The following is an 18,816-nucleotide window of genomic DNA, read 5'->3' as shown; positions in this document are numbered from 1 at the left end:
TTGCGGGAGCGCGAAGGTCGCGGCATGCGTCGCCTTGATCGGCATGCCGCCCGATGGATAACAAAGGGAGGAGATCATGCAGCAGTGGAAGAAGCTTGCTTTTGGTGTCGCGCTGGCCACGTTCGGCCTCATCGCGGCGGCCAAGGCCCAGGACTATACCTCTTTGCCGCGCAAGGAGACGCTGATCGTCGAAAATCCGGAAGGGACGATCAAGAATCCCGGCTGGTTCAATGCCTGGGTCAATGGCGGCGGCGGCGTCTCGACCGGCCTGCAGCAATTGACCATGGATACGCTCTGGTACATCGATCCCGAACAGGGGCTCGGCGGCTCGGCCTGGGACAATTCCCTCGCCGCCGACAAGCCGCAATATAATGACGACTTCACCCAGATGACGGTCAAGCTGCGCAAGGGGCTCTATTGGAGCGACGGCGTGGAATTCACCGCCGATGACGTGGTCTATACCGTCAAGACCCAGATGGACCATCCGGGCATGAATTGGAGCGCCGCCTTCTCGGTGCAGGTGGCCAGCGTCGAGGCGCCGGACCCCTATACGGTGGTCTTCAAGCTTAAGAAGCCGAATTCGCGCTTCCACGCCATCTTCACCGTGCGCTGGAACGGCGCCTGGATCATGCCCAAGCACGTCTTCGAAAAGGCGGCCGATCCGGTTCGCTATGATTTCGCCAATCCGGTCTCGCTCGGTGCCTACAAGCTGAAAGCCTTCGATCCGCAGGGCAAATGGTACACCTGGGAAAAGCGCGACGACTGGCAGCGCACCTCGCTTGCCCGCCTCGGCGAACCGGGACCGAAATATGTCAGCTACGTCGATCCCGGCCCACCGGATAAGCGCACGATCGCCCAGCTCGAGCATAATCTCGATATCATTCACGACAACACGCCCGAAGGCATGTTCACGCTGAAGGAGAAATCCAAGACGGTTGAAAGCTGGTTCCCCGGCTTCCCCTTCGCGCATCCCGACCCGACCTTGCCGGCGGTGATCTTCAACAATCAGGACCCTTTGTTCCAGAATGCCGATGTGCGCTGGGCACTGGCGCTGCTCATCGATATCAAGGCTGTGGACATGGCGAGCTATCGCGGTGCCGCGACCCTGTCGGCGCTCGGCGTTCCGCCGACGGCGATCGCCATGAAGGATTATCAGGCGCCGCTGCAGGATTGGCTCAAGGATTTCGAGGTTGATACCGGCAAGCGCAAGGTCAAGCCCTACGATCCGACGATCGGCCAGCAAGTCGCCGATATCCTGCGCAAGCAGCCGAAATATAGGGATCAGATCCCGACCGATCCGGCCGCCATCAGCACGGCCTTCGGCTATGGCTGGTGGAAGACCGATCCACAGGCCGCGGCCGAACTGCTGGAGAAGGCCGGTTTCAAGAAGGTCGGCGGCAAGTGGATGACGCCGGACGGTCAGCCGTTCAAGATCCGCATGACGGTTGAAGGCGACACCCGTTCGGTCTTCACCCGCGCCGGCACGCTGATCGCCCAGCAATGGGCAGCCTTCGGCATCGATGCCAAGGCCGTTCCATCCTCCGCCGTCTGGCAGGGGCTGGCGACTGGCGATTTCCAATGCGCCATCGCCTGGAGCGTCGAGACCTGGGGCGGCGATCCCGACCTGTCGTTCTTCCTCGACAGCTGGCATTCGGATTTCGTCGCCAAGAAGGGTGAGAACCAGGCGGCGCGCAACTGGCAGCGCTGGTCCAATCCGGAGCTCGACAAGATCATCGAGGGTATCCGTCGCGTCAGTGCCGACGATCCCAAGGGGATCGAATTCGGCAAGGAGTATCTGAAGCTCGTCGCCCGCGAAATGCCGACCATTCCGCTGATGTCCTACAACGTCTTCACGTCGATGGATACCACCTACTGGAAAGGCTACCCGACCATTGCCGATCCCTATACCGACCCGGTTCCCAATTGGGCGAACTCGCGGCTGATGATGGTGAAGCTGAAACCGGCGCAGCCATAATCCTCCCAACCTCGACGCAATAGGCGTTGCGTCGGGCACCTAGTCGCCGGGCCATAGGCGGGTCCGGCGACCTTTCTTGAAGCGAGATCCCATGCAAGCAGCAAGGAAACAGGCGGTATGACGTCCTATCCCATCTTCGTCTTGAGGCGTTTCGGCCAGTTCCTGCTCGTTGTCTTTCTCGGCATTTCCGCGACGTTCTTCATCACGCATCTGACGCCGATCGATCCGGTCGAGGAAAGCATCGGCGCGATCCAGCAGATGGGCCAGTCCGATCCGCGCGCCATCGAGCTGATGCGCCAGTCGCTGCGTGAACTCTACGGCACGCAGGGCTCGCTCTGGCAGCAATATCTGCACTTCTGGGGCCGGCTGGCGACGGGCGATCTCGGCCCTTCGCTCTCGGCCTTTCCGACGCCGGTTTCCACCATCATCCTGCGATCCCTGCCGTGGACCATCGGGCTGATGACGGTCGCGACGCTGATGACCTTCATCCTCGGCAACATGATCGGCGCGCTGGCCGGCTATTATCGCAAGAGCATGGCGCTCAAGGCCGTCAGCCTCGTGTTCATCGCCATGCAGCCGATCCCCTATTACATCCTCGCCTTCGTGCTGATCATCCTGTTCGGCTATCTCTGGCCGATCCTGCCGATCAATGGCGGCTATGAGATGAACACCAATCTGCAACTGTCCTTCTCGCTGGTTCTCGACATCCTCAAGCATTCGATCCTGCCGGCGCTGTCGCTGATCCTCGTCGGCACCGGCGGCTGGCTGATCGGCATGCGGGCGCTGGTCTCCAACATCATCACCGAGGACTATGTGACCTTCGCCGAGCTTGGCGGGGTGCCGAAGGGCCGCATATTGCGCTCTTATATCGCCCGCAACGCAATGGTGCCGCAGTTCACGGGCCTTGCCATGTCGTTGGGGGCGGTCTTCAACGGCACGGTCATCACCGAGATCGTCTTCGGCTATCCCGGCATCGGCAATCTGCTGATTTCGGCGGTGCATGCCGGCGATTACAGCCTGGTCCTGGGGCTGAGCGCGCTCTCCATCGCCGGCGTCGCCGCGGCCGTGTTCATCATCGACATATTGGGTCCGCTGATCGACCCGCGCATCAAGGTGGAGTAGGCCATGTTCACGATCGTTCGCGACCTTGCCCGCCAGAATGCGGAATTCCTCTGTGGCCTGATATTGTTCGGCATCATCGTCGGTCTGGTGATCCTGTCCTATTTCTCGCCCTATGGTCCCTCGGACATCTATCTCCTGCCGCCGGACATGCCGCCCGATAGTCAGTACTGGCTCGGCACGACCTCGCGCGGCCAGGATGTCTTCTGGCAGCTCACCACCGCCCTGCACAACACGCTTTATTTCGGCATCGGCGTCGCCTTCCTGTCGCGCATCATCTCTCTCGTGGTCGGGCTGGTGGCGGGCTATGCCGGCGGCATGGTCGACCGGGTGCTGATGGCGATCAATGACAGCATCATGGTCATTCCGCAGTTCCCGCTTTTGATCCTGTTCTATTTCGTGCTCAAGGACGGCATGACCTGGAGCGTGCTCATCGTGGTGATGGCCTGCCTCGGCTGGTCCTATGACGCGCGCCTGATCCGCTCGGTGGCGATCAGCCTGAAGAGCCGGCCCTTCACCACCCAGAGTGTCTATTCCGGCATGAGCATGTACAAGATCCTCGTCCAGGAACATCTGCCCTATGTGCTGCCGATCGTCTTCGCCACGACGATGAACAACATGATCTGGTCGATCGGCATGGAGATCACGCTGTCGGTGCTCGGCTTCACCGACATCGAAACCCCGACCATGGGCATGATGATCTATTGGGCCAACGCGCATTCGGCGCTGATCGCCGGGACATGGTGGTGGGTGGCCGCTCCCGTCGCGGCCATCATCGTGTTGTTCATGGCGCTCTTCCTGCTGTCGATGTCGATGAACGAATACAACGATCCGCGCAGCCGGCTGAACCGGATGGGGGGCTAAGTCATGGACGCAGTCGTCGAGGTCAAGAATCTGAAGGCCTATTACCGGGCCTTCCTCTACGGCGTCGATCGCGAGGTGCGCGCGGTCGACGATATCAGCCTGACGATCGGACGCGGCGAGATCTACGGCGTCGCCGGTGAATCGAGCAGCGGCAAGACGACGCTGATCAAGACCATCGCCGGCGCCATCCGTCCGCCGCTGCGGGTGGTTTCCGGCGCCGTCACCTTCCATTTCGATGGTGGTAGCCAGGATATCCATGCGATGACGCCGGAGGCGAGGGCGGCGCTGCGGTGGCGCTATCTTTCCTACATCATGCAGGGCTCGATGAACGTGCTCAATCCGGTGCGGCGCATCCGCCATTCGTTCACGGATTTTGCCTTTCGCCATATGAAGGTGGACAAGGCCACTTTCCTTGAGCGGGTCGGAAGCCATCTGCAGCGGCTGAAGCTCGATCCGCAGCTTCTCGACGCCTATCCGCACGAATTGTCCGGCGGCATGCGCCAGCGCATGACCATTGCGCTCGCCACCATCCTGACGCCGGAATTCATTATCGCCGACGAGCCGACCACGGCGCTCGACGTCATCGTGCAGCGCGACGTCCTGACGATGATCCGCGAGATCCAGCGGGAGATGGGCTCCTCCTTCCTGTTCGTCACCCATGACATGGGCGTCCACGCCGCCGTCTCCGACCGCATCGGCATCGTCTATGCCGGCCGTCTGGTCGAGGAGGCGCCGACCCGCAAGCTGTTCCACATGCCGCTGCATCCCTATACGCAGCATCTGGTGGCAAGCCTTCCCCGGATCGGCGATGCCAGCGCCCGGCCGTCGCTGGAAGGGCGCCCACCCAATCTCGCCATGCCGCCGGAGGGCTGTCGTTTCCATCCGAGATGTCCGAAGCGCATGGATATTTGCAGCCGCGAGGTGCCGCCGATGGTCAATGTCGAGCCGGATCGGCGTGTGGCCTGTTTTGCCGTGACGGGAGAGCGGACATGAACGATCTGCTGTCGCTCTCGCATGTCACCAAGATCTACCGGCAGGGCGGCCTGCTCAGCCGTCGCCATATCACCGCGGTCAGCGATGTCAGCCTGACACTCGGGGAGGAGCCGGAAATCCTCTCGATCGTCGGCGAATCCGGCTCGGGCAAGTCGACCATCGCGGCGATGATCCTCGGCCAGACGGCGCCGACGGAAGGACGGCTGGATTTTCGCGGCAGTCCTGTTGCCGTGCACGGCAGGGCCGAGCGGCGCGCTTTCATGCGGCAGGTCCAGCCGGTGCTGCAAAACCCGTTCGAGGCCTTCAACCCGCTGAAACGCGTGGATCGCTACCTGTTCGAAACGGCCAGGAGCTTTGCGCCCGACGGCAAACGGCCGGACCGCGCCGCGGTAGAGCGCATGGCCGACGAGGCGCTATCGCATATCGGCTTGACGCTTGCCGAGGTGAAAGGCCGGTTTCCGCATGAATTGTCGGGCGGACAATTGCAGCGCACGGCGATCGCCCGCGCCCTCATTCCGCAGCCACGGCTTCTGGTCGCCGACGAACCGGTGTCGATGGTCGATGCCTCGCTTCGCATGGCGATCGTCAATCTGTTCGGCCAGCTGAAAAGGGAGCTCGGCCTGTCGATCATCTATATCACACATGACCTGGCGACCGCCTACTATATCAGCGACCGGATCATCATCATGAAGAAGGGCGAGATTGTCGAACAGGGCAAGGCACGCGCCGTTCTCGACAATCCGCAGCATCCCTATTCGCAGGCGCTGAAGGAAGCCGTCCTGTCGACCACGCCGGCGCTCTGACTGATATTGCCGAGTTCGCGCCCGCACATAGGAAGTGTGTCATCCCGGATGACCGCTGCCCGGCCAGCGCGACGTCATCATGGCCTTCGGCGCCGGGCGGTTCCGTATGAATTCCCGCGAGGGCCGCTTTGCAAAGCAGGTGGGATTAGTATTATCGAAAATTCTTGACTTTCTTATGTTTATACAATTATTTACTGAAATATTCGGAGGAATACATCCAAAAATACTTGTGCTTATCCTGCTTTCCATGCGCGGGACGATAGATCGTGGATCACGAAACAAGGTGACCAGATATGGACAACTTTTTCATCACGAGGGATTTTGACTGGCGGATACGGCGCTCGTCCAATGTCGACAGAGCCTTGAACCTGCTCACGCGGCGGATCGGATTCAACGCCGATACGGCCGATATCGTCGACCGGCTGATCCATAAATACACAGGTCTCAAATTTGCGCCGACGCGTTCGGGCATCTCCACGAATGTGGAACAGAGAATGAATATGTACCACCTGGTGTCCCAGGTCATCGCCTACGGGATAGAAGGCGACCTGGTGGAGGTCGGCTGCAACGAAGGCCAGTCATCCGTCTTGATCACGAAAGTCCTAAAGAGCTTCAATTCGCCCAAGAAATTGCATGTCTATGACAGTTTCGAAGGACTTCCGTCGGCGCGTAGCGAGGATGGAGATGCCTACAAGAAAGGCGATCTCGCCACCTCGCAAGACGTGCTGATCAGCAACTTCGCGACCCATGGGCTGGAACTGCCGACCATCCACAAGGGGTGGTTCGAAGACACGCTTCCGCAGGGCCTTCCCGACAGGATATGTTTCGCCTATCTGGATGGCGATCTGTACAGTTCGATATTGGTGAGCCTGGAGCACGTCTATCCGCGCCTTTCCAAGGGGGCGGTGTGCCTCATCGACGACTATTGCGATCCGGCCGTCAATCCGGATGGATGGAATCATCTGCCCGGTGTCAAAAAGGCATGCGATGAATTCATGGCGGATAAGCCGGAGACGATTTGTTACGTCTATTCCGGCTCGTTCACACATGCATTTTTCAGGAAGAGCCTGACTTAGGCGCTCACCGGACGTGATCGACGATGGCCGGTGCTCGTCATCCGTTCGAGAGGTGATTTCTGGAGCCGGCCGGAAGATGCAAGCACGATCGCCGAGGAGGCACCGAACGCGAAACTGCTGGAAATAGCGGAGGCAACGCATTTCGTGCATCTTGATCGTGATGTTGCGGGGAGGGGGATATTCCTCGCCGCCGTCAGGGCCTTCCTCGCTCCGGCCGGGCAGTGACCGCAGCGGCCGATCTTGCCCATCGAGGCGGAACGTATCTCGACAGCGGTCGAGCGCTCCCCTCGATGGGCCGGATCGGTGCGTGGTTGGTTAGCTATGCGTTTCCGGCATTGCCGAAGAGTGGTGCGACGTGATCAGCCACTTTCCGTGCTCGAACTTGTAGGTGAAGGTATAGCGGGCCGGAACCTTCGTGCCGTCGGCGAGGGTGAAGGTATAGGTGCCCGTATCGATCACCTTGTCGCAGCCGATCTTGACGGTGCGGCTATCGATCTTGCCCTGCGGCTTCTTCTTCAGAAAGTCCTTGAAGTAGGCCATCCGCTCTTCCTGCGTCAGGCGTGGCTTGTTCGATAGCGTCGGCAGCAGAACCGCATCCTTGTCGTAGTTGTCGACCACCTTTTGCGGGTCGAGTGTTGCGAGCGATGCATTCCAGCGGTCGAAGAGGCCTTCCACCTGCTTTTCGGTGATCGGCGTGCATTCGACGGCCATTGCCGGGCCCGCCAGAACAGAAGCAACCGCGGCGACCAGGACGAGTTTATACATAGAGGTTTTCTCCAATCTTGAATTCTACGAGTTTCCCGGCCCATCGCCGGTAGGCTGGAGATAGGTTTGCGCAAATCGCGAAACGATATGCCGGATGGCGTATGTTCTTTGGCTTACGGAACGACTATCTAATCCGGGACCGCCGGCTCGTTCGCCCGGCGCAGGCTAGAGACAGGCACATTGGAAAACCTAGAATCCCCGGTTAGAGAGTTGCGTCGCCTCTACCGGGAGTCCGAGGCAAAGGCGGCGCGTCTGCGGCTGATCGTCGAGGCGCGGACCATTCTCGACAGTGCGGATTTCGAGTTTGCCGCCCGGCAGGTGCTGGCTCTCGCCTGCGCCTTCAGCGGTGCCTCGTCCGCGCGTATCGAGTTTCCTGAAACGCAAGCGGACGAGACCATCAGCTACGAGCGCAGCCCCTCGCCGTCCCTGGCTATCGTTTTGACCGTCGCAGGCGGAGAGGACGCCTCTGCCATCACCTTGTCGCTTGCCTCCGAATTGCAGGTTCTGATCAGCGATGATGACCGGCAGACGCTCGGGATCGTCGCGGATCAGATCCTGTCGGCCCTCAACGACCGGACGAGGCGGCAGGAGCGCGAGGCTTTCACCGAGGCACTGAAGGGTCGTGAAGCCATGCTCGCCCATCTGGTGGCGGAGATGATCAGCGCGCAGGAGAAGGAGCGCGCCCGCGTCGCTTATGATCTGCATGACGGCGTAGCGCAAAGCCTTGTCAGTCTGCTGCATCATCTGCAGGCGGCAGCGGCGGGACAGGAGATTGCCAACGAGGCCGCACAGAACCTGGCGAACTGCATCGATCTCGCCCGCCGTTGCGTCGGCGATGTCAGGCATGCGATCGCCGATCTCCGGCCGGCCGAACTCGACGACCTCGGCCTTGCCGCCGCGATCCGGGCAAAGCTGGATGCGATGCGGATCGAGACCATCTCCTTTTCCGACCGGCTTGGCGAAACGCGCCTGCCGCGCGCCGTCGAGATCGTGCTTTATCGCGTTGCCCAGGAGGCCCTGGCAAATGCCGAGAAACATGCGGCCTGCAAGCATCTCGGGATAGAACTCGGCAAGACAGCCGACGGAATGGTCGCCTTGACGATACGGGACGATGGACGCGGCTTCGCGGCCAGCGATCGTCAGCGCAGCAGGGGCCATGGGATCGGTCTGTCCGCCATGCGGGAGCGCCTGGCGCTGGTCGGCGGCACGCTCGCCATCGACAGCGCCCCCGGCGCCGGAACTAGCCTGCTGGCCGAGGTGCCGGTTGACACGAACGGAGAGACCTCAGCATGAGCAATGCGTCGATCGTCATCGCCGACGACCATGACCTCGCGCGGTCGGGGATCGCGGCCATTCTCGCCACCTCGAACAGTTTGCACGTCGTCGGTCAGGCAAGGGATGGCCTCGAGGCGATCGAACTCTGCGATCGTTTGCGTCCCGACCTCATTCTTCTCGATATCCGCATGACGCCGCTCGACGGGCTGGCTGCCGCAGCGGAGATTCGCAAGGTCGCGCCGGCCACCAGGATTGTCATGCTCACCATGCATGACAGCGTCGATTATCTGAGCGCGGCGATCAAGGTGGGTGCGAGCGGCTATCTCCTCAAGGATGTCAGCCGCGACGACCTGCTGCGTACCATCGAAACCGTGCTCGACGGCCAGGCCTTCTTCGATGCCGATCTCATGCGCAAGATGCTGGCGCGCATCGGTCGGGAACCGGCGGCGGAAACCGTCATCGAAAAACTGACGAACCGGGAGAGGGAAATCCTCGGTCGCCTAACCACCGGCGAGACCAACAAGGGCATCGCCCGGCTGCTTTCCATCTCACCGGGAACCGTGAAGGTGCATATCGAGCGCATCCTGAGCAAGCTCGGCGTCAACGACCGCACCCAGGCAGCCGTGCTGGCGATCCAGGCCGGATTGCTGCGAAAGGAAGAGCTTTGACGATCGGCGATACCATCGACAAGGCAGGTCCGTCGGCTCGTTTCCTTGACCAGCCGTTGGCCCGCAAGGGGCTGATCGTCATCGCCCTGCCGCTGATCTGCCTGCTGATCGCCCTCGGATCGGTGTTCCTGGCCGACCAGGAAAGCCGCCGCGCCGAGAATTATGTGCGCGTGACCTTCGCCATTCAGTCCGACATTCTCGAGCTGCATGCCTTGCTGGCCGAGGGCGCCTCCGGCGTCCGCGGCTATCTGCTGACCGGGGACGATGCCTTCCTTGCACCCTTCGAAAAGGCCAATGCCGAACTTCCGGGTGTCTTTGCCCGGATGCGGCCGCTGATCACCGACAGCGAACAGCGCACCCGGCTCGACGGCATCGAGCCGCTCGTTTTCCAAAAGCTCGCGGGCCTCAATGATCTTTTGGAGAAGGGCCGCCGCAACAACCAGATGATCGATGGCGAGATGCGCCAGACGCTGGTGGATAACAAGGTGGTACTCGACGAGCTTCGTTCCCGTATCCAGCAGATGCGCGAGCGGGAGGACCGGCTTCTTGAAGAGCGGACGAAGCAGGCGGATTTCATCCGGGACAGGGCGCAGTGGATCACGATCATCGGTGCCATTTTCGGGCTGGTCGGCTGCGTCGTTGCGATCATTCTGATGTCGAACGGCATCGTCCGGCGGGTGGCGTCCCTGCAAAAGGCGGCGCGGCTTCTGGCGACGGGACAGCCGCTGACGATCAGTGAACATGCGCGCGATGAACTCGGCACGCTGTCGCGGGCGCTTCAGGAGGCCAGCCTTCTCCTGAAGGAGCGCGAACGGGCGCTGCGGGAAAGCGAGGAACGCTTCCGCCTCCTCGTCGACGGCGTCCACGACTACGGCATTTTCGGCCTGGACCAGAAGGGGCGGGTGGTCAGTTGGAACGCGGGCGCCGAACGCATCAAGGGATATTCGGCCGAGGAGATCATTGGCCAACATTTCTCGCGTTTCTATCCGCCGGAGGTGCGCGATACGCTGCCGAGCCAGGAGCTTGAGCGTGCGGAGGCCGATGGCCGTGTCGAGGATGAAGGCTGGCGGGTGCGCAAGGACGGCTCCCGTTTCTGGGCCAATGTCGTCGTGACCGCGCTTCACGACGAGAGTGGTAATCCACGGGGATTTTCGAAGATCACCCGCGATATCACTGATCGCAAACGCAATGAAGAAGAACTCCTTTCCGCCCGCCACAAGGCCGAGCAGGCAAGCGAGGCCAGAAGCGCCTTCCATTCGCGCTTGAGCCATGAATTCCGGACGCCTCTCAATTCCATTCTCGGATTTGCGCAGATTCTGGAAATGGATGTGACCGAGCCTGAAATGCAGGCAAGTCTGGCCCAGATTTTACGGGCCGGCCGCCATCTTCTCAGCCTGCTCGACGATTTGCTCGACCTCGCCCGCATCGATGCAGGGCGGATGGAGCTCTATATCGAAACGCTGGATGCGGGCGAGGTTATCGGCGAAGCCGTCGACCTTGCCCGCCCGCTTGCGGCATCGCGCAATGTCGGCATCGCGGTGGAGATCGGGCCGGTCGACGGCGTCGCCGTCACTGTCGATCGCCGGCGTTTTCTCCAGGTGCTTTTGAACCTTCTCTCCAATGCGATCAAATTCAATCGCGAGCATGGAATGCTCCGCGTTTCCGCCCGGCTTCCAGATAGCGATACCCTTGCCATCGATATCAGCGACAATGGCTTCGGTATCGCGGAGGGCAGGAAGGAGCATCTCTTCCAGCCCTTCGAACGCCTCGGCGCCGATAGCAATGCCACGTCCGGAACCGGCTTGGGGCTCGCTTTGTCGAAAAATCTGATGGAGGCAATGGGCGGCAGATTGGAGCTTGCGTCCAGCGACGCCGAGGGCTCGACCTTTACCGTTCTCGCGCCAGCCGCGCCGCGCGCCGCGGTCACATCCCGTCCGGCGATAGCCGAGACGCCGGATAGGCCTGCGAGCAAGCCTGGTCTCGATCTCGTTCTATGCATCGAGGACAATCTGGCGAGCCTGAACCTGATCGAGAATGTCCTGACCCGGCATTGTGCCGCCAAGGTCATCCCGGCTATGCTCGGCAGCCTCGGCTTGACGCTGGCGCGCGAGCACCGGCCGGATCTGATCCTGCTCGATATCGACCTGCCGGATATCGGTGGCCTGGAGGTTTTGAAAAGCCTGAAGGCAGACGGTCAGATGCGCAACATACCGGTGATCGTCATCACTGCCGACGCGACGGAGACGACACGTCAACGGGCGCAGCAGGAGGGGGCGACGCGCGTCCTGACCAAACCCCTCGACATAAGACAGTTTCTTCAGCTTCTCGATGAGGTCATGGCGCAATGAGCCAGCAAATCGATATTGCAGCCGAGGCCAGCATATTGGTCATCGATGATGAGGCAGCCAACATCGCGCTGATGGAGCGCCTGCTGCGTCGCGAAGGCTTCCGGAAGGTGACGACGACGACCGATCCGAGGGATGCCGTGCGGCTGTTCAACGAGGTCGCCCCGGATATCGTCCTCTTGGATCTGATGATGCCGCATCTGGATGGCTTTGCGCTTCTGGATGCCTTTTCCCGGCTGACGGGACCGGCGTCATTCGTTCCCATCGTCGTGCTGACCGCCGACGTGACGGTCGAGACCCGGCGCAGGGCTCTGTCGCTCGGCGCCAAGGATTTTCTTGTGAAGCCGATCGATGCGGTCGAGACGATCTTGAGGATATTCAATCTGCTCGAAACGCGCTTCCTGTTTCGGGCGCTGACCGAGCTGACGGGGCAGTCCCCGTTTGTCCGGCGCGGTGATCCCGCGGGCCACTGACGAAAAAGGCGCCGGTATCCGGCGCCTCTCGATCATACCTGGGAAGGTCCGCAGCGCTTAATCGCAGACCCGCATCCGCTCATAATGCCAGCCGTCGTCGTATTCGTTCTGAACCGGGCGGCTTTCGTACCAGCAGCGCGGCGGCGGAGGAGCGGCATAGACCGGACCGCCATTGGCAATCGCGCCACCGATCATGCCGCCGATGAGGCCGGCAGCCACGCCGCCGATGATGGCGTTTCCGTCATGGTGACGATGATGACGCCGCGGTGCGTCGCGCCAATCGCCATAGCGGTCATATTCCTGCGCCTGAGCGAAACCGGCCGGAGCCAACACGCTGCCGGCGACCGTGGCCGCGAGCAAAACGGTGAGAACTGTTTTCTTGATCATGATCACCTCCGACGCGATGCGTCTTGAAATGCAAATGTTCGACTGAGCTAATCAGTGTGTTCACAGAATGACTATGTTCATCTGAACATGGCGTGAATGCGCCGTTCACCTAATTTGCCGGGAGATTCTCACGGCTCGCCGCTCGGCTCCGGCATCTTCGGCGGATATCCGAAAGTCGTTGCGCAACAGAGTGTCGAGGCTGCTCCGCAGCTGCATCCGGGGCGGAAACGCTGCCGATATTGGCGCTGCAATTTTGTTGCCAGCGGATCAATTCATGAATGAGACTCATAAACCCATGCGTGGATCAAGGGCTAATCCGGGCCGATCCGATACCCTAGATAATCCCAAGCGGACGGTGAAAGCCCGTCTGAATCGAAAGGAATGAAAGCATGGATATCAGGAAGAATGGCAGTCAGCCCTCCGCCAAGGGACCGGCCGACTGGTTCACCGGCACGGTTCGTATCGATCCGCTGTTTGCCGCCAACGAGGCACGGCGGGGAGCCGCCGGCAGCGTGACGTTCGAGCCGGGCGCCCGTACCGCATGGCACACGCATCCGCTCGGCCAGACGCTGATCGTGACGGCCGGCCTCGGGCGGGTCCAGCGCGAAGGCGGTCTCATCGAGGAAATCCGCCCCGGCGATGTCGTCTGGTTCGAGCCAGGCGAAAGACATTGGCACGGTGCGTCGCCGACCACGGCCATGACCCACATCGCCATCCAGGAAAATCTCGATGGCAAGGTGGTCGACTGGATGGAGCACGTCAGCGACGAGCAATATCAGGGGTAGGCCGCCGTTTCGACCGATGCCGATATCGATCAAGGAACGCCGATGATCAGGTTTCTGATTGCCGCCGTGGTCGCCCTGGCGGCTCTCTATTATTGCTCGAATGTTCGAAGCAAGGAGCCTGTGGAAGACAGGCTCAGCTTGGAAAAGACTGGTTCAGCTCCGCTATGGCCTCGAGGCTGAGCGGAGCCGTCTTGCGGTCGCCCAGCAGGAAGAAGAGCTTGGAGGTCTCCTCCAGCTCCTCATAGGCATAGACCGCTTCCTCCAGGGTTTTGCCCGAAACGATCGGCCCATGATTGGCCAGCAGCATGGCGCGGTGGTCGCGGGCGGCAAGGCGGACGGCCTCCGCCAGCGCCCGATCGCCCGGCCGGAAATATTTCAGCAGCGGGAGCTTACCGACCCGCATGACGTGATAGGCGGTCAGCGGCGGCAACACATCGTCGGTCTGGTCGTGGCAGAGGCAGGAGACCGCCACCGAATAGGTGGAGTGGAGATGCACCACGGCGCGGGCAGCCGGCCGCTCCTCATAGACGGCGAGATGGAAGAAAGCCTCCTTGGAGGGTGGATCGCCGGCCAGAAGCTCACCCGAGGGGGAGACTTTCGATATCCGGGCCGGGTCCAGAAAGCCCAGGCTCGAATTGGTCGGCGTGACCAGGATCGAGCCGTCTTCGAGACGAACCGAGAGATTGCCGGCACTGCCATGGGCGAGCTGGCGATTATAGAGCAGTGCGCCCATGCGGGCGATCTTCTCGCGCAGTTCAGCTTCCTCGGTCATGGTTCCTTGCCTCTATTGTCTAGAGCGGTTCATCGCTTCATGGAATCGTTGAGCCGCTCTATGCCGTTGTTTCTACGCAATTCCGGACGGAAAACCGCTATGCACTTTTCCTGGAATTGCTCTAGTGCATCATGGAAAGAGCGGCGGCAAAGAAGTCGTCGCCGCCGAAATTTCCGGATTTGAGAGCGAGCAGCATCTTGCCCTGGGCATTGCCGACCGTTCCGAGGACGGGCACGCCCGGTGCGATTTCGGGGCCGATCAGGAAGGCCGGAATGCCGAGCCTGTCGACGGCGGCGCCCGATGTCTCGCCGCCTGCGACGACAAGGCGGCGCACGCCGCGCGCAACGAGTTCCTCAGCGATGGCGGATGTGGCGCTTTCGATGGCATGTCCGGAGGCTTCGCGGCCGTAACGCGCCTGCACGCGGGCAACGGCCTGCGGATCGGCGCTGGCGGCGATAGCGACCGGGCCGCTTGCGATCCTGTCGCCCGCCCAGGAAATGGCGGCGGCAAGTTCGTCGGGGCCGGAGAGCAGCTTTTCGGGATCGAGCCGCAGGACGGGCATGATGCGTTCCGCTTCGGCGATCTGGCGCAGCGTTGCCGCCGAGCAGCTGCCGGCGACGATGGCAGCAAGCCCGCCGACCGCGGGAAGTGCAGTCCCCGCCGCCCGAGCCGGCTGCGTGATCCTGCCGGAGTGCACCAGTGCACGGGCCAGTCCGAGGCCAAGCCCCGAGGCGCCTGTCGACAGCGGCGTTTCGAGCGCGACCGCGCCGAGCGTTTCGAGATCGCTCTCAAACACGGCGTCGGCGATAGCCGCCGTCACGCCGCTTGCGCCGAGAGCTGCAAGACGCGATCTTACTGCATCCGCGCCGCCCGCAATCGTCGCCAGATCGACAAGGCCGACGGTGCCGGAGGATTGCCGGGCAAGAACGCGGACGAGATTGGCGTCGTGCATCGGGTTGAGCGGATGGTCCTTCAGCGGGCTTTCGTCGAGCGGCATCCCGTTGACGAAGAGATGGCCGGCATAGACGGTGCGACCGGTTTCCGGGAAGGCGGGGGTGACGATGACGGGACCGCCGCCGGCGGCTTTCCGCAGTGCATCCGTCACCGGGCCGATATTGCCGGCATCGGTGGAATCGAAGGTCGAGCAGATCTTGTAGAGGACATGGATCGCGCCGCGTGCCCGCAGCCAGGCTTCTGCCGTGCTGGCCGCCGAAACGGCCTCCTGCGCGGCAACGGAGCGGATCTTCAGCGAGACGACGACCGCATCGACATCCGGCAGCGCCAGATCGGGATCGGGAATGCCGATGGTCTGCACCGTGCGCAACCCGTTCTTCGTCAGCGTGTTGGCGAGATCGGATGCGCCGGTATAGTCGTCGGCGATCGATCCGAGCAGGAGTGTCATGCCTTTCTCCTTTTGAAGGATGCGAACCAGCCGAGGCCGTCGAGCGTATGCTGCCGCGGAACATATTCGCAGCCGATGAAGCCCCGGTAGCCGAGCCGGTCGATCTCGCTGAACAGGAAGGCGTCGTTCAGCTCTTCGCTGAAAGGTTCCTGGCGGGAGGGAACGCTGGCGGTCTGGATATGACCGATCAGCGGCATCATCTCGCGGAGCGCGACCGCAACATCGCCATGAATGATCTGGCGGTGGTAGATATCGAACTGGAGCTTGAGGTTGGCGAGGCCCAGTTCCTCGATCAGCGTCTTTGCGTGGTTGAAATCATTGAGGAAATAGCCTGGCATGTTGCGCCCGTTGATAGGCTCCAGCAATAGGTCCAGTCCCTTTTCGGCAATCCGGCCGGCGGAATATTCGACGGAACGGCGATAGGCGCGCAGCGCCTCTTCGTTCCTCGGATTGGCCAGGCCCGCCATCAGATGCAATCGCCTGACGCCGGTGGCCTCGGCATAGTCGAGCGCCTTTTCCACGTTCGATTTCACGTCCTCGAAGCGCTCGGGCAGGGCGGCAAGTCCTCGTTCGCCCCGGTTCCAATCGCCTGGAGGCATGTTGAACAGGGCTTGCGTCAGGCCGTTGCGCTGAAGACGCTCGGCGATTGCCTCCGGCGCGAATTCATAGGGAAAGAGATATTCGACGGCGGTAAAGCCGGCCTCGGCGGCAGCATCGAAACGATCGAGGAACTGCCATTCGTTGAACATCATCGTCAGATTGGCGGCGAAGACGGGCATGTTGGTTTCCTTCTTTTCCCGTTTCAGCTGTTCGGCAGGGCCGCGCCCGAAAGCTGCGCGTAAAGGCGGGCGAGCGATGCGTCGTCGTCGCGCCCCATGCCGGCGCCGGAGGCGGCAAGATACATCTGTAGCGCCGCGGCGGCGAGCGGGGCGGGATAGCGCTCGGCGCGGGCCATGTCCTGCACGATGCCGAGATCCTTGACGAAGATCTCGATGGCGCTGCGCGGGCTGTAGTCGCCTTCGAGGACGTGCGGCACCCGGTTTTCGAACATCCAGGAATTGCCGGCCGACGCGGTGATCACCTCATAGACCTTGTCGAGATCGAGGCCCTGCTTGGCGGCGAAGGTGATCGCCTCACAAGCGGCGGCGATGTGCACGCCGGCGAGTAGCTGGTTGATCATCTTGAAGGCGGCGCCGGTGCCGGCGGCATCGCCCAGCTCGTAGACCTTGCCGGCCATGGCGTCGAGCGCCGGACGGGCCGTATCGAAGGCCGCCTTGGTGCCGGAGGCCATGATGGTCAGTTCGCCGCTTGCGGCCTTGACCGCACCGCCGGAGATCGGTGCATCGAGATAGTGCAGGCCGAGGGCCGTGCTTCGCTCGGCGAGCTCGCGGGCGACCGCCGGGTCCATCGTTGCCGACGAGATGAAGACCGCGCCGCGCTTCATGACTTCGGCGACCTTGCCGGCGCCGAACAGGACGTCCCTGGTCTGGGCGCCGTTGACCACAACGGAGACGACGATATCCGCGCCCTGCGCCGCTTCCGCCGGGCTGGAGGCACCCCGGCCACCTTCGCTCACGAAGCGGTCGACGGCGGCTGCCGAGATGTCGTATCCGATCACGTCGAGACCGGCGCGTTTCAGGGATCGGGCCATGCCGAGGCCCATGGAGCCGAGACCGATGACGGCGGCAGTGAGCGGATGTTGCGCGTTTTCAGCGGGAGATGACATGTTCAAATCCTTGCGGTGTCTGGGATGCCAGGCCCCCGGTCGCGATGTCCGGGGGCCTCTTGGTTTAGCGGTTGACGCTCTTGGCCGGAACGGTCAGCACGGCGATCGATCCGATGACGAGCGCGGCCGCCAGGAAATACATGCCGGCGGCGGTGCTGCCGGTGAAGTCCTTGAGATAGCCAACCAGAAACGGGCCGAGAAAACCAGCGAGATTACCGACCGAATTGATCCAGGCGATGCCCGCCGCCGCGCCCGTTCCGGCGAGAAAGGCTGTCGGCAGCGACCAGAAGAGGGGCGCGCAGCTGATGGCGCCGGCTGCGGCAAGCGACAGGGCGATGATCGCGACCGTCGTGCTGGTGGTGCTGCTTGCGATGACGAAGCCGACGGCGGCGATCAAAGCGGGCACGATCAGGTGCCAGCGGCGCTCACGATGGCGATCGGCCGAGCGGCCGAGCGCGATCATGACGACGAAGGTGCAGATATAGGGGATTGCCGAGACGAGGCCGATGTTGAAGTTGCCGACGACGCCGCTTGCCTTGACGATGCTGGGCATCCAGAAGTTCAGGCCGTATTGTCCGAGGACGAAGCAGAAATAGATGAGGCACATCAGCCAGACGCGGCCGTCGCGCAGGGTGCTGGCAACGTCGTGCGGGCTGGACGACTTGGTGCGGTTTTCCGTTTCGATATTGCCGATGAGAATGGCCTTCTCGTCCGCCGTCAGCCACTTTGCATCACTGATCTTGTCATCGAGATAGAAGAAGACCGCGATGCCGAGAAGTGCTGCCGGGATAGCCTCGATCAGGAACATCCACTGCCAGCCGGAGAGACCGTGCGTTCCGTGGAAGCTGTCCATCAGCAAGCCGGACAGGGGATTGCCGAAGATGGCCGATACCGGGATCGCTGACATGAAGGTGGTGATGATCTTGGCGCGGTGATGGGCCGGATACCAGGAGGCGAGATAGAAGATGAGGCCAGGGAAGAAGCCGGCTTCGGCGATGCCGAGCAGGAAGCGCAGGATGTAGAAGACGGTTTCCGACGTGGTGAACATGAAGGCGGCGGAAACGATACCCCAGGTCACCATGATGCGCGCGATCCATACGCGGGCGCCGACCCGGTTCATGATGACGTTGCTCGGCACTTCGAACAGGAAATAGCCGATGAAGAAGATGCCGGCGCCGACGCCGTAGGCGGCTTCGGAAAGACCGAGCTCGCTCGCCATCTGCAGCTTGGCAAAGCCGACATTCACGCGGTCGAGATAGGCGACGATGTAGCAGAGGACCAGAAAGGGGATGATCCTCCAGAAAACCTTGCGATAGGCACGATCCTCGACGGGATTGCTCACCCGTTCGCCTTGAGCTGAAGCTTGCGCTTGAAACGTCACGATGTCC

General features: G+C 61.9%; 19 protein-coding genes. 12 read left to right on the top strand and 7 right to left on the bottom strand.

Annotation, left to right across the window (positions count from 1 at the left end; translation table 11 throughout):
• Positions 1-76 precede the first annotated feature (76 nt).
• From FHX11_RS13465 to FHX11_RS13435, 7 genes are all read left to right on the top strand, one after another.
• Complete coding sequence (locus tag FHX11_RS13465; protein WP_184358128.1) at positions 77-1,975, top strand: ABC transporter substrate-binding protein; 1,899 nt, start codon at positions 77-79, stop codon at positions 1,973-1,975.
• Positions 1,976-2,092: 117 nt separating this feature from the next.
• Positions 2,093-3,097, top strand: coding sequence for an ABC transporter permease (locus FHX11_RS13460; protein WP_184358127.1), 1,005 nt, complete (start codon positions 2,093-2,095; stop codon positions 3,095-3,097).
• Positions 3,098-3,100: 3 nt separating this feature from the next.
• Complete coding sequence (locus tag FHX11_RS13455) at positions 3,101-3,958, top strand: ABC transporter permease (protein ID WP_184358126.1); 858 nt, start codon at positions 3,101-3,103, stop codon at positions 3,956-3,958.
• Positions 3,959-3,961: 3 nt separating this feature from the next.
• Positions 3,962-4,951 carry an ABC transporter ATP-binding protein gene (locus FHX11_RS13450; RefSeq protein ID WP_184358125.1) on the top strand — a complete coding sequence of 330 codons (990 nt, stop codon included), beginning with the start codon at positions 3,962-3,964 and terminating at the stop codon, positions 4,949-4,951.
• Positions 4,948-5,754: an ABC transporter ATP-binding protein gene (locus FHX11_RS13445; RefSeq protein ID WP_184358124.1), complete on the top strand. Its 807-nt coding sequence runs from the start codon at positions 4,948-4,950 to the stop codon at positions 5,752-5,754. Before FHX11_RS13450 ends, FHX11_RS13445 begins: the two co-directional genes overlap by 4 nt.
• A gap of 293 nt (positions 5,755-6,047) precedes the next feature.
• Positions 6,048-6,830 carry a TylF/MycF/NovP-related O-methyltransferase gene (locus FHX11_RS13440; protein WP_184358123.1) on the top strand — a complete coding sequence of 261 codons (783 nt, stop codon included), beginning with the start codon at positions 6,048-6,050 and terminating at the stop codon, positions 6,828-6,830.
• A gap of 30 nt (positions 6,831-6,860) precedes the next feature.
• On the top strand, positions 6,861-7,055 hold the full coding sequence (locus FHX11_RS13435) for a hypothetical protein (RefSeq protein WP_184358122.1): 195 nt from the start codon (positions 6,861-6,863) through the stop codon (positions 7,053-7,055).
• A gap of 90 nt (positions 7,056-7,145) precedes the next feature.
• On the opposite strand, the gene FHX11_RS13430 is transcribed toward FHX11_RS13435, so the two are convergent.
• Entirely contained in the window at positions 7,146-7,541 is a 396-nt protein-coding gene (locus tag FHX11_RS13430; protein WP_246780994.1) for an SgcJ/EcaC family oxidoreductase, read from the bottom strand.
• Between the two features lie 264 nt (positions 7,542-7,805).
• On the opposite strand from FHX11_RS13430, the gene FHX11_RS13425 reads away from it, so the two are divergent.
• The 4 genes from FHX11_RS13425 to FHX11_RS13410 are packed head-to-tail and all read left to right on the top strand — an operon-like array spanning position 7,806 to position 12,356.
• Entirely contained in the window at positions 7,806-8,888 is a 1,083-nt protein-coding gene (locus tag FHX11_RS13425; RefSeq protein ID WP_246780977.1) for a sensor histidine kinase, read from the top strand.
• Positions 8,885-9,538 carry a response regulator transcription factor gene (locus tag FHX11_RS13420; RefSeq protein WP_184358119.1) on the top strand — a complete coding sequence of 218 codons (654 nt, stop codon included), beginning with the start codon at positions 8,885-8,887 and terminating at the stop codon, positions 9,536-9,538. Before FHX11_RS13425 ends, FHX11_RS13420 begins: the two co-directional genes overlap by 4 nt.
• On the top strand, positions 9,535-11,886 hold the full coding sequence (locus tag FHX11_RS13415) for a PAS domain S-box protein (RefSeq protein ID WP_210292422.1): 2,352 nt from the start codon (positions 9,535-9,537) through the stop codon (positions 11,884-11,886). The genes FHX11_RS13420 and FHX11_RS13415 overlap by 4 nt, the downstream gene beginning before the upstream one ends.
• The gene (locus tag FHX11_RS13410) at positions 11,883-12,356 is read left to right on the top strand and encodes a response regulator (protein ID WP_184358118.1); all 474 of its coding nucleotides are present in this window, start codon (positions 11,883-11,885) and stop codon (positions 12,354-12,356) included. Before FHX11_RS13415 ends, FHX11_RS13410 begins: the two co-directional genes overlap by 4 nt.
• 57 nt (positions 12,357-12,413) lie before the next feature.
• Here the strand turns inward: FHX11_RS13410 and FHX11_RS13405 are convergent, their stop codons facing one another.
• Positions 12,414-12,743, bottom strand: a complete 330-nt coding sequence (locus tag FHX11_RS13405) for a hypothetical protein (RefSeq protein ID WP_184358117.1) — start codon at positions 12,741-12,743, stop codon at positions 12,414-12,416.
• Between the two features lie 389 nt (positions 12,744-13,132).
• Between FHX11_RS13405 and FHX11_RS13400 the strand changes: the two genes are divergently transcribed.
• Positions 13,133-13,528 carry a cupin domain-containing protein gene (locus FHX11_RS13400; protein WP_184358116.1) on the top strand — a complete coding sequence of 132 codons (396 nt, stop codon included), beginning with the start codon at positions 13,133-13,135 and terminating at the stop codon, positions 13,526-13,528.
• 133 nt (positions 13,529-13,661) lie between these two features.
• Here the strand turns inward: FHX11_RS13400 and otnC are convergent, their stop codons facing one another.
• The 5 genes from otnC to FHX11_RS13375 all read right to left on the bottom strand — a co-directional run bounded on the left by otnC (position 13,662) and on the right by FHX11_RS13375 (position 18,809).
• Positions 13,662-14,300, bottom strand: coding sequence for a 3-oxo-tetronate 4-phosphate decarboxylase (gene otnC, locus FHX11_RS13395; protein ID WP_184358115.1), 639 nt, complete (start codon positions 14,298-14,300; stop codon positions 13,662-13,664).
• A gap of 121 nt (positions 14,301-14,421) precedes the next feature.
• Positions 14,422-15,702 (bottom strand): 3-oxo-tetronate kinase, encoded by a 1,281-nt coding sequence (gene otnK / locus FHX11_RS13390; protein WP_184358114.1) that lies wholly within the window; start codon positions 15,700-15,702, stop codon positions 14,422-14,424.
• On the bottom strand, positions 15,699-16,481 hold the full coding sequence (gene otnI / locus FHX11_RS13385; protein WP_184358113.1) for a 2-oxo-tetronate isomerase: 783 nt from the start codon (positions 16,479-16,481) through the stop codon (positions 15,699-15,701). Before otnI ends, otnK begins: the two co-directional genes overlap by 4 nt.
• A gap of 23 nt (positions 16,482-16,504) precedes the next feature.
• Positions 16,505-17,428, bottom strand: a complete 924-nt coding sequence (ltnD, locus tag FHX11_RS13380; protein ID WP_184358112.1) for an L-threonate dehydrogenase — start codon at positions 17,426-17,428, stop codon at positions 16,505-16,507.
• Between the two features lie 64 nt (positions 17,429-17,492).
• Positions 17,493-18,809, bottom strand: a complete 1,317-nt coding sequence (locus tag FHX11_RS13375; protein WP_184358111.1) for an MFS transporter — start codon at positions 18,807-18,809, stop codon at positions 17,493-17,495.
• Positions 18,810-18,816: the final 7 nt, after the last annotated feature.

The organism is Rhizobium sp. BK602, assembly GCF_014195095.1.
In the GTDB taxonomy this organism is placed as follows: domain Bacteria; phylum Pseudomonadota; class Alphaproteobacteria; order Rhizobiales; family Rhizobiaceae; genus Rhizobium.
This window is presented reverse-complemented; position numbering and strand designations above follow the sequence as displayed.

What these genes read in the sequence shown, in the direction of transcription:
- FHX11_RS13465 (WP_184358128.1), top strand. Translation starts at nt 77, where the DNA reads ATGCAGCAGTGGAAGAAGCTTGCTTTTGGTGTCGCGCTGGCCACGTTC.
- FHX11_RS13460 (WP_184358127.1), top strand. Translation starts at nt 2,093, where the DNA reads ATGACGTCCTATCCCATCTTCGTCTTGAGGCGTTTCGGCCAGTTCCTG.
- FHX11_RS13455 (WP_184358126.1), top strand. Translation starts at nt 3,101, where the DNA reads ATGTTCACGATCGTTCGCGACCTTGCCCGCCAGAATGCGGAATTCCTC.
- FHX11_RS13450 (WP_184358125.1), top strand. Translation starts at nt 3,962, where the DNA reads ATGGACGCAGTCGTCGAGGTCAAGAATCTGAAGGCCTATTACCGGGCC.
- FHX11_RS13445 (WP_184358124.1), top strand. Translation starts at nt 4,948, where the DNA reads ATGAACGATCTGCTGTCGCTCTCGCATGTCACCAAGATCTACCGGCAG.
- FHX11_RS13440 (WP_184358123.1), top strand. Translation starts at nt 6,048, where the DNA reads ATGGACAACTTTTTCATCACGAGGGATTTTGACTGGCGGATACGGCGC.
- FHX11_RS13430 (WP_246780994.1), bottom strand. Translation starts at nt 7,541, where the DNA reads ATGGCCGTCGAATGCACGCCGATCACCGAAAAGCAGGTGGAAGGCCTC.
- FHX11_RS13420 (WP_184358119.1), top strand. Translation starts at nt 8,885, where the DNA reads ATGAGCAATGCGTCGATCGTCATCGCCGACGACCATGACCTCGCGCGG.
- FHX11_RS13410 (WP_184358118.1), top strand. Translation starts at nt 11,883, where the DNA reads ATGAGCCAGCAAATCGATATTGCAGCCGAGGCCAGCATATTGGTCATC.
- FHX11_RS13405 (WP_184358117.1), bottom strand. Translation starts at nt 12,743, where the DNA reads ATGATCAAGAAAACAGTTCTCACCGTTTTGCTCGCGGCCACGGTCGCC.
- FHX11_RS13400 (WP_184358116.1), top strand. Translation starts at nt 13,133, where the DNA reads ATGGATATCAGGAAGAATGGCAGTCAGCCCTCCGCCAAGGGACCGGCC.
- otnC (WP_184358115.1), bottom strand. Translation starts at nt 14,300, where the DNA reads ATGACCGAGGAAGCTGAACTGCGCGAGAAGATCGCCCGCATGGGCGCA.
- otnK (WP_184358114.1), bottom strand. Translation starts at nt 15,702, where the DNA reads ATGACACTCCTGCTCGGATCGATCGCCGACGACTATACCGGCGCATCC.
- otnI (WP_184358113.1), bottom strand. Translation starts at nt 16,481, where the DNA reads ATGCCCGTCTTCGCCGCCAATCTGACGATGATGTTCAACGAATGGCAG.
- ltnD (WP_184358112.1), bottom strand. Translation starts at nt 17,428, where the DNA reads ATGTCATCTCCCGCTGAAAACGCGCAACATCCGCTCACTGCCGCCGTC.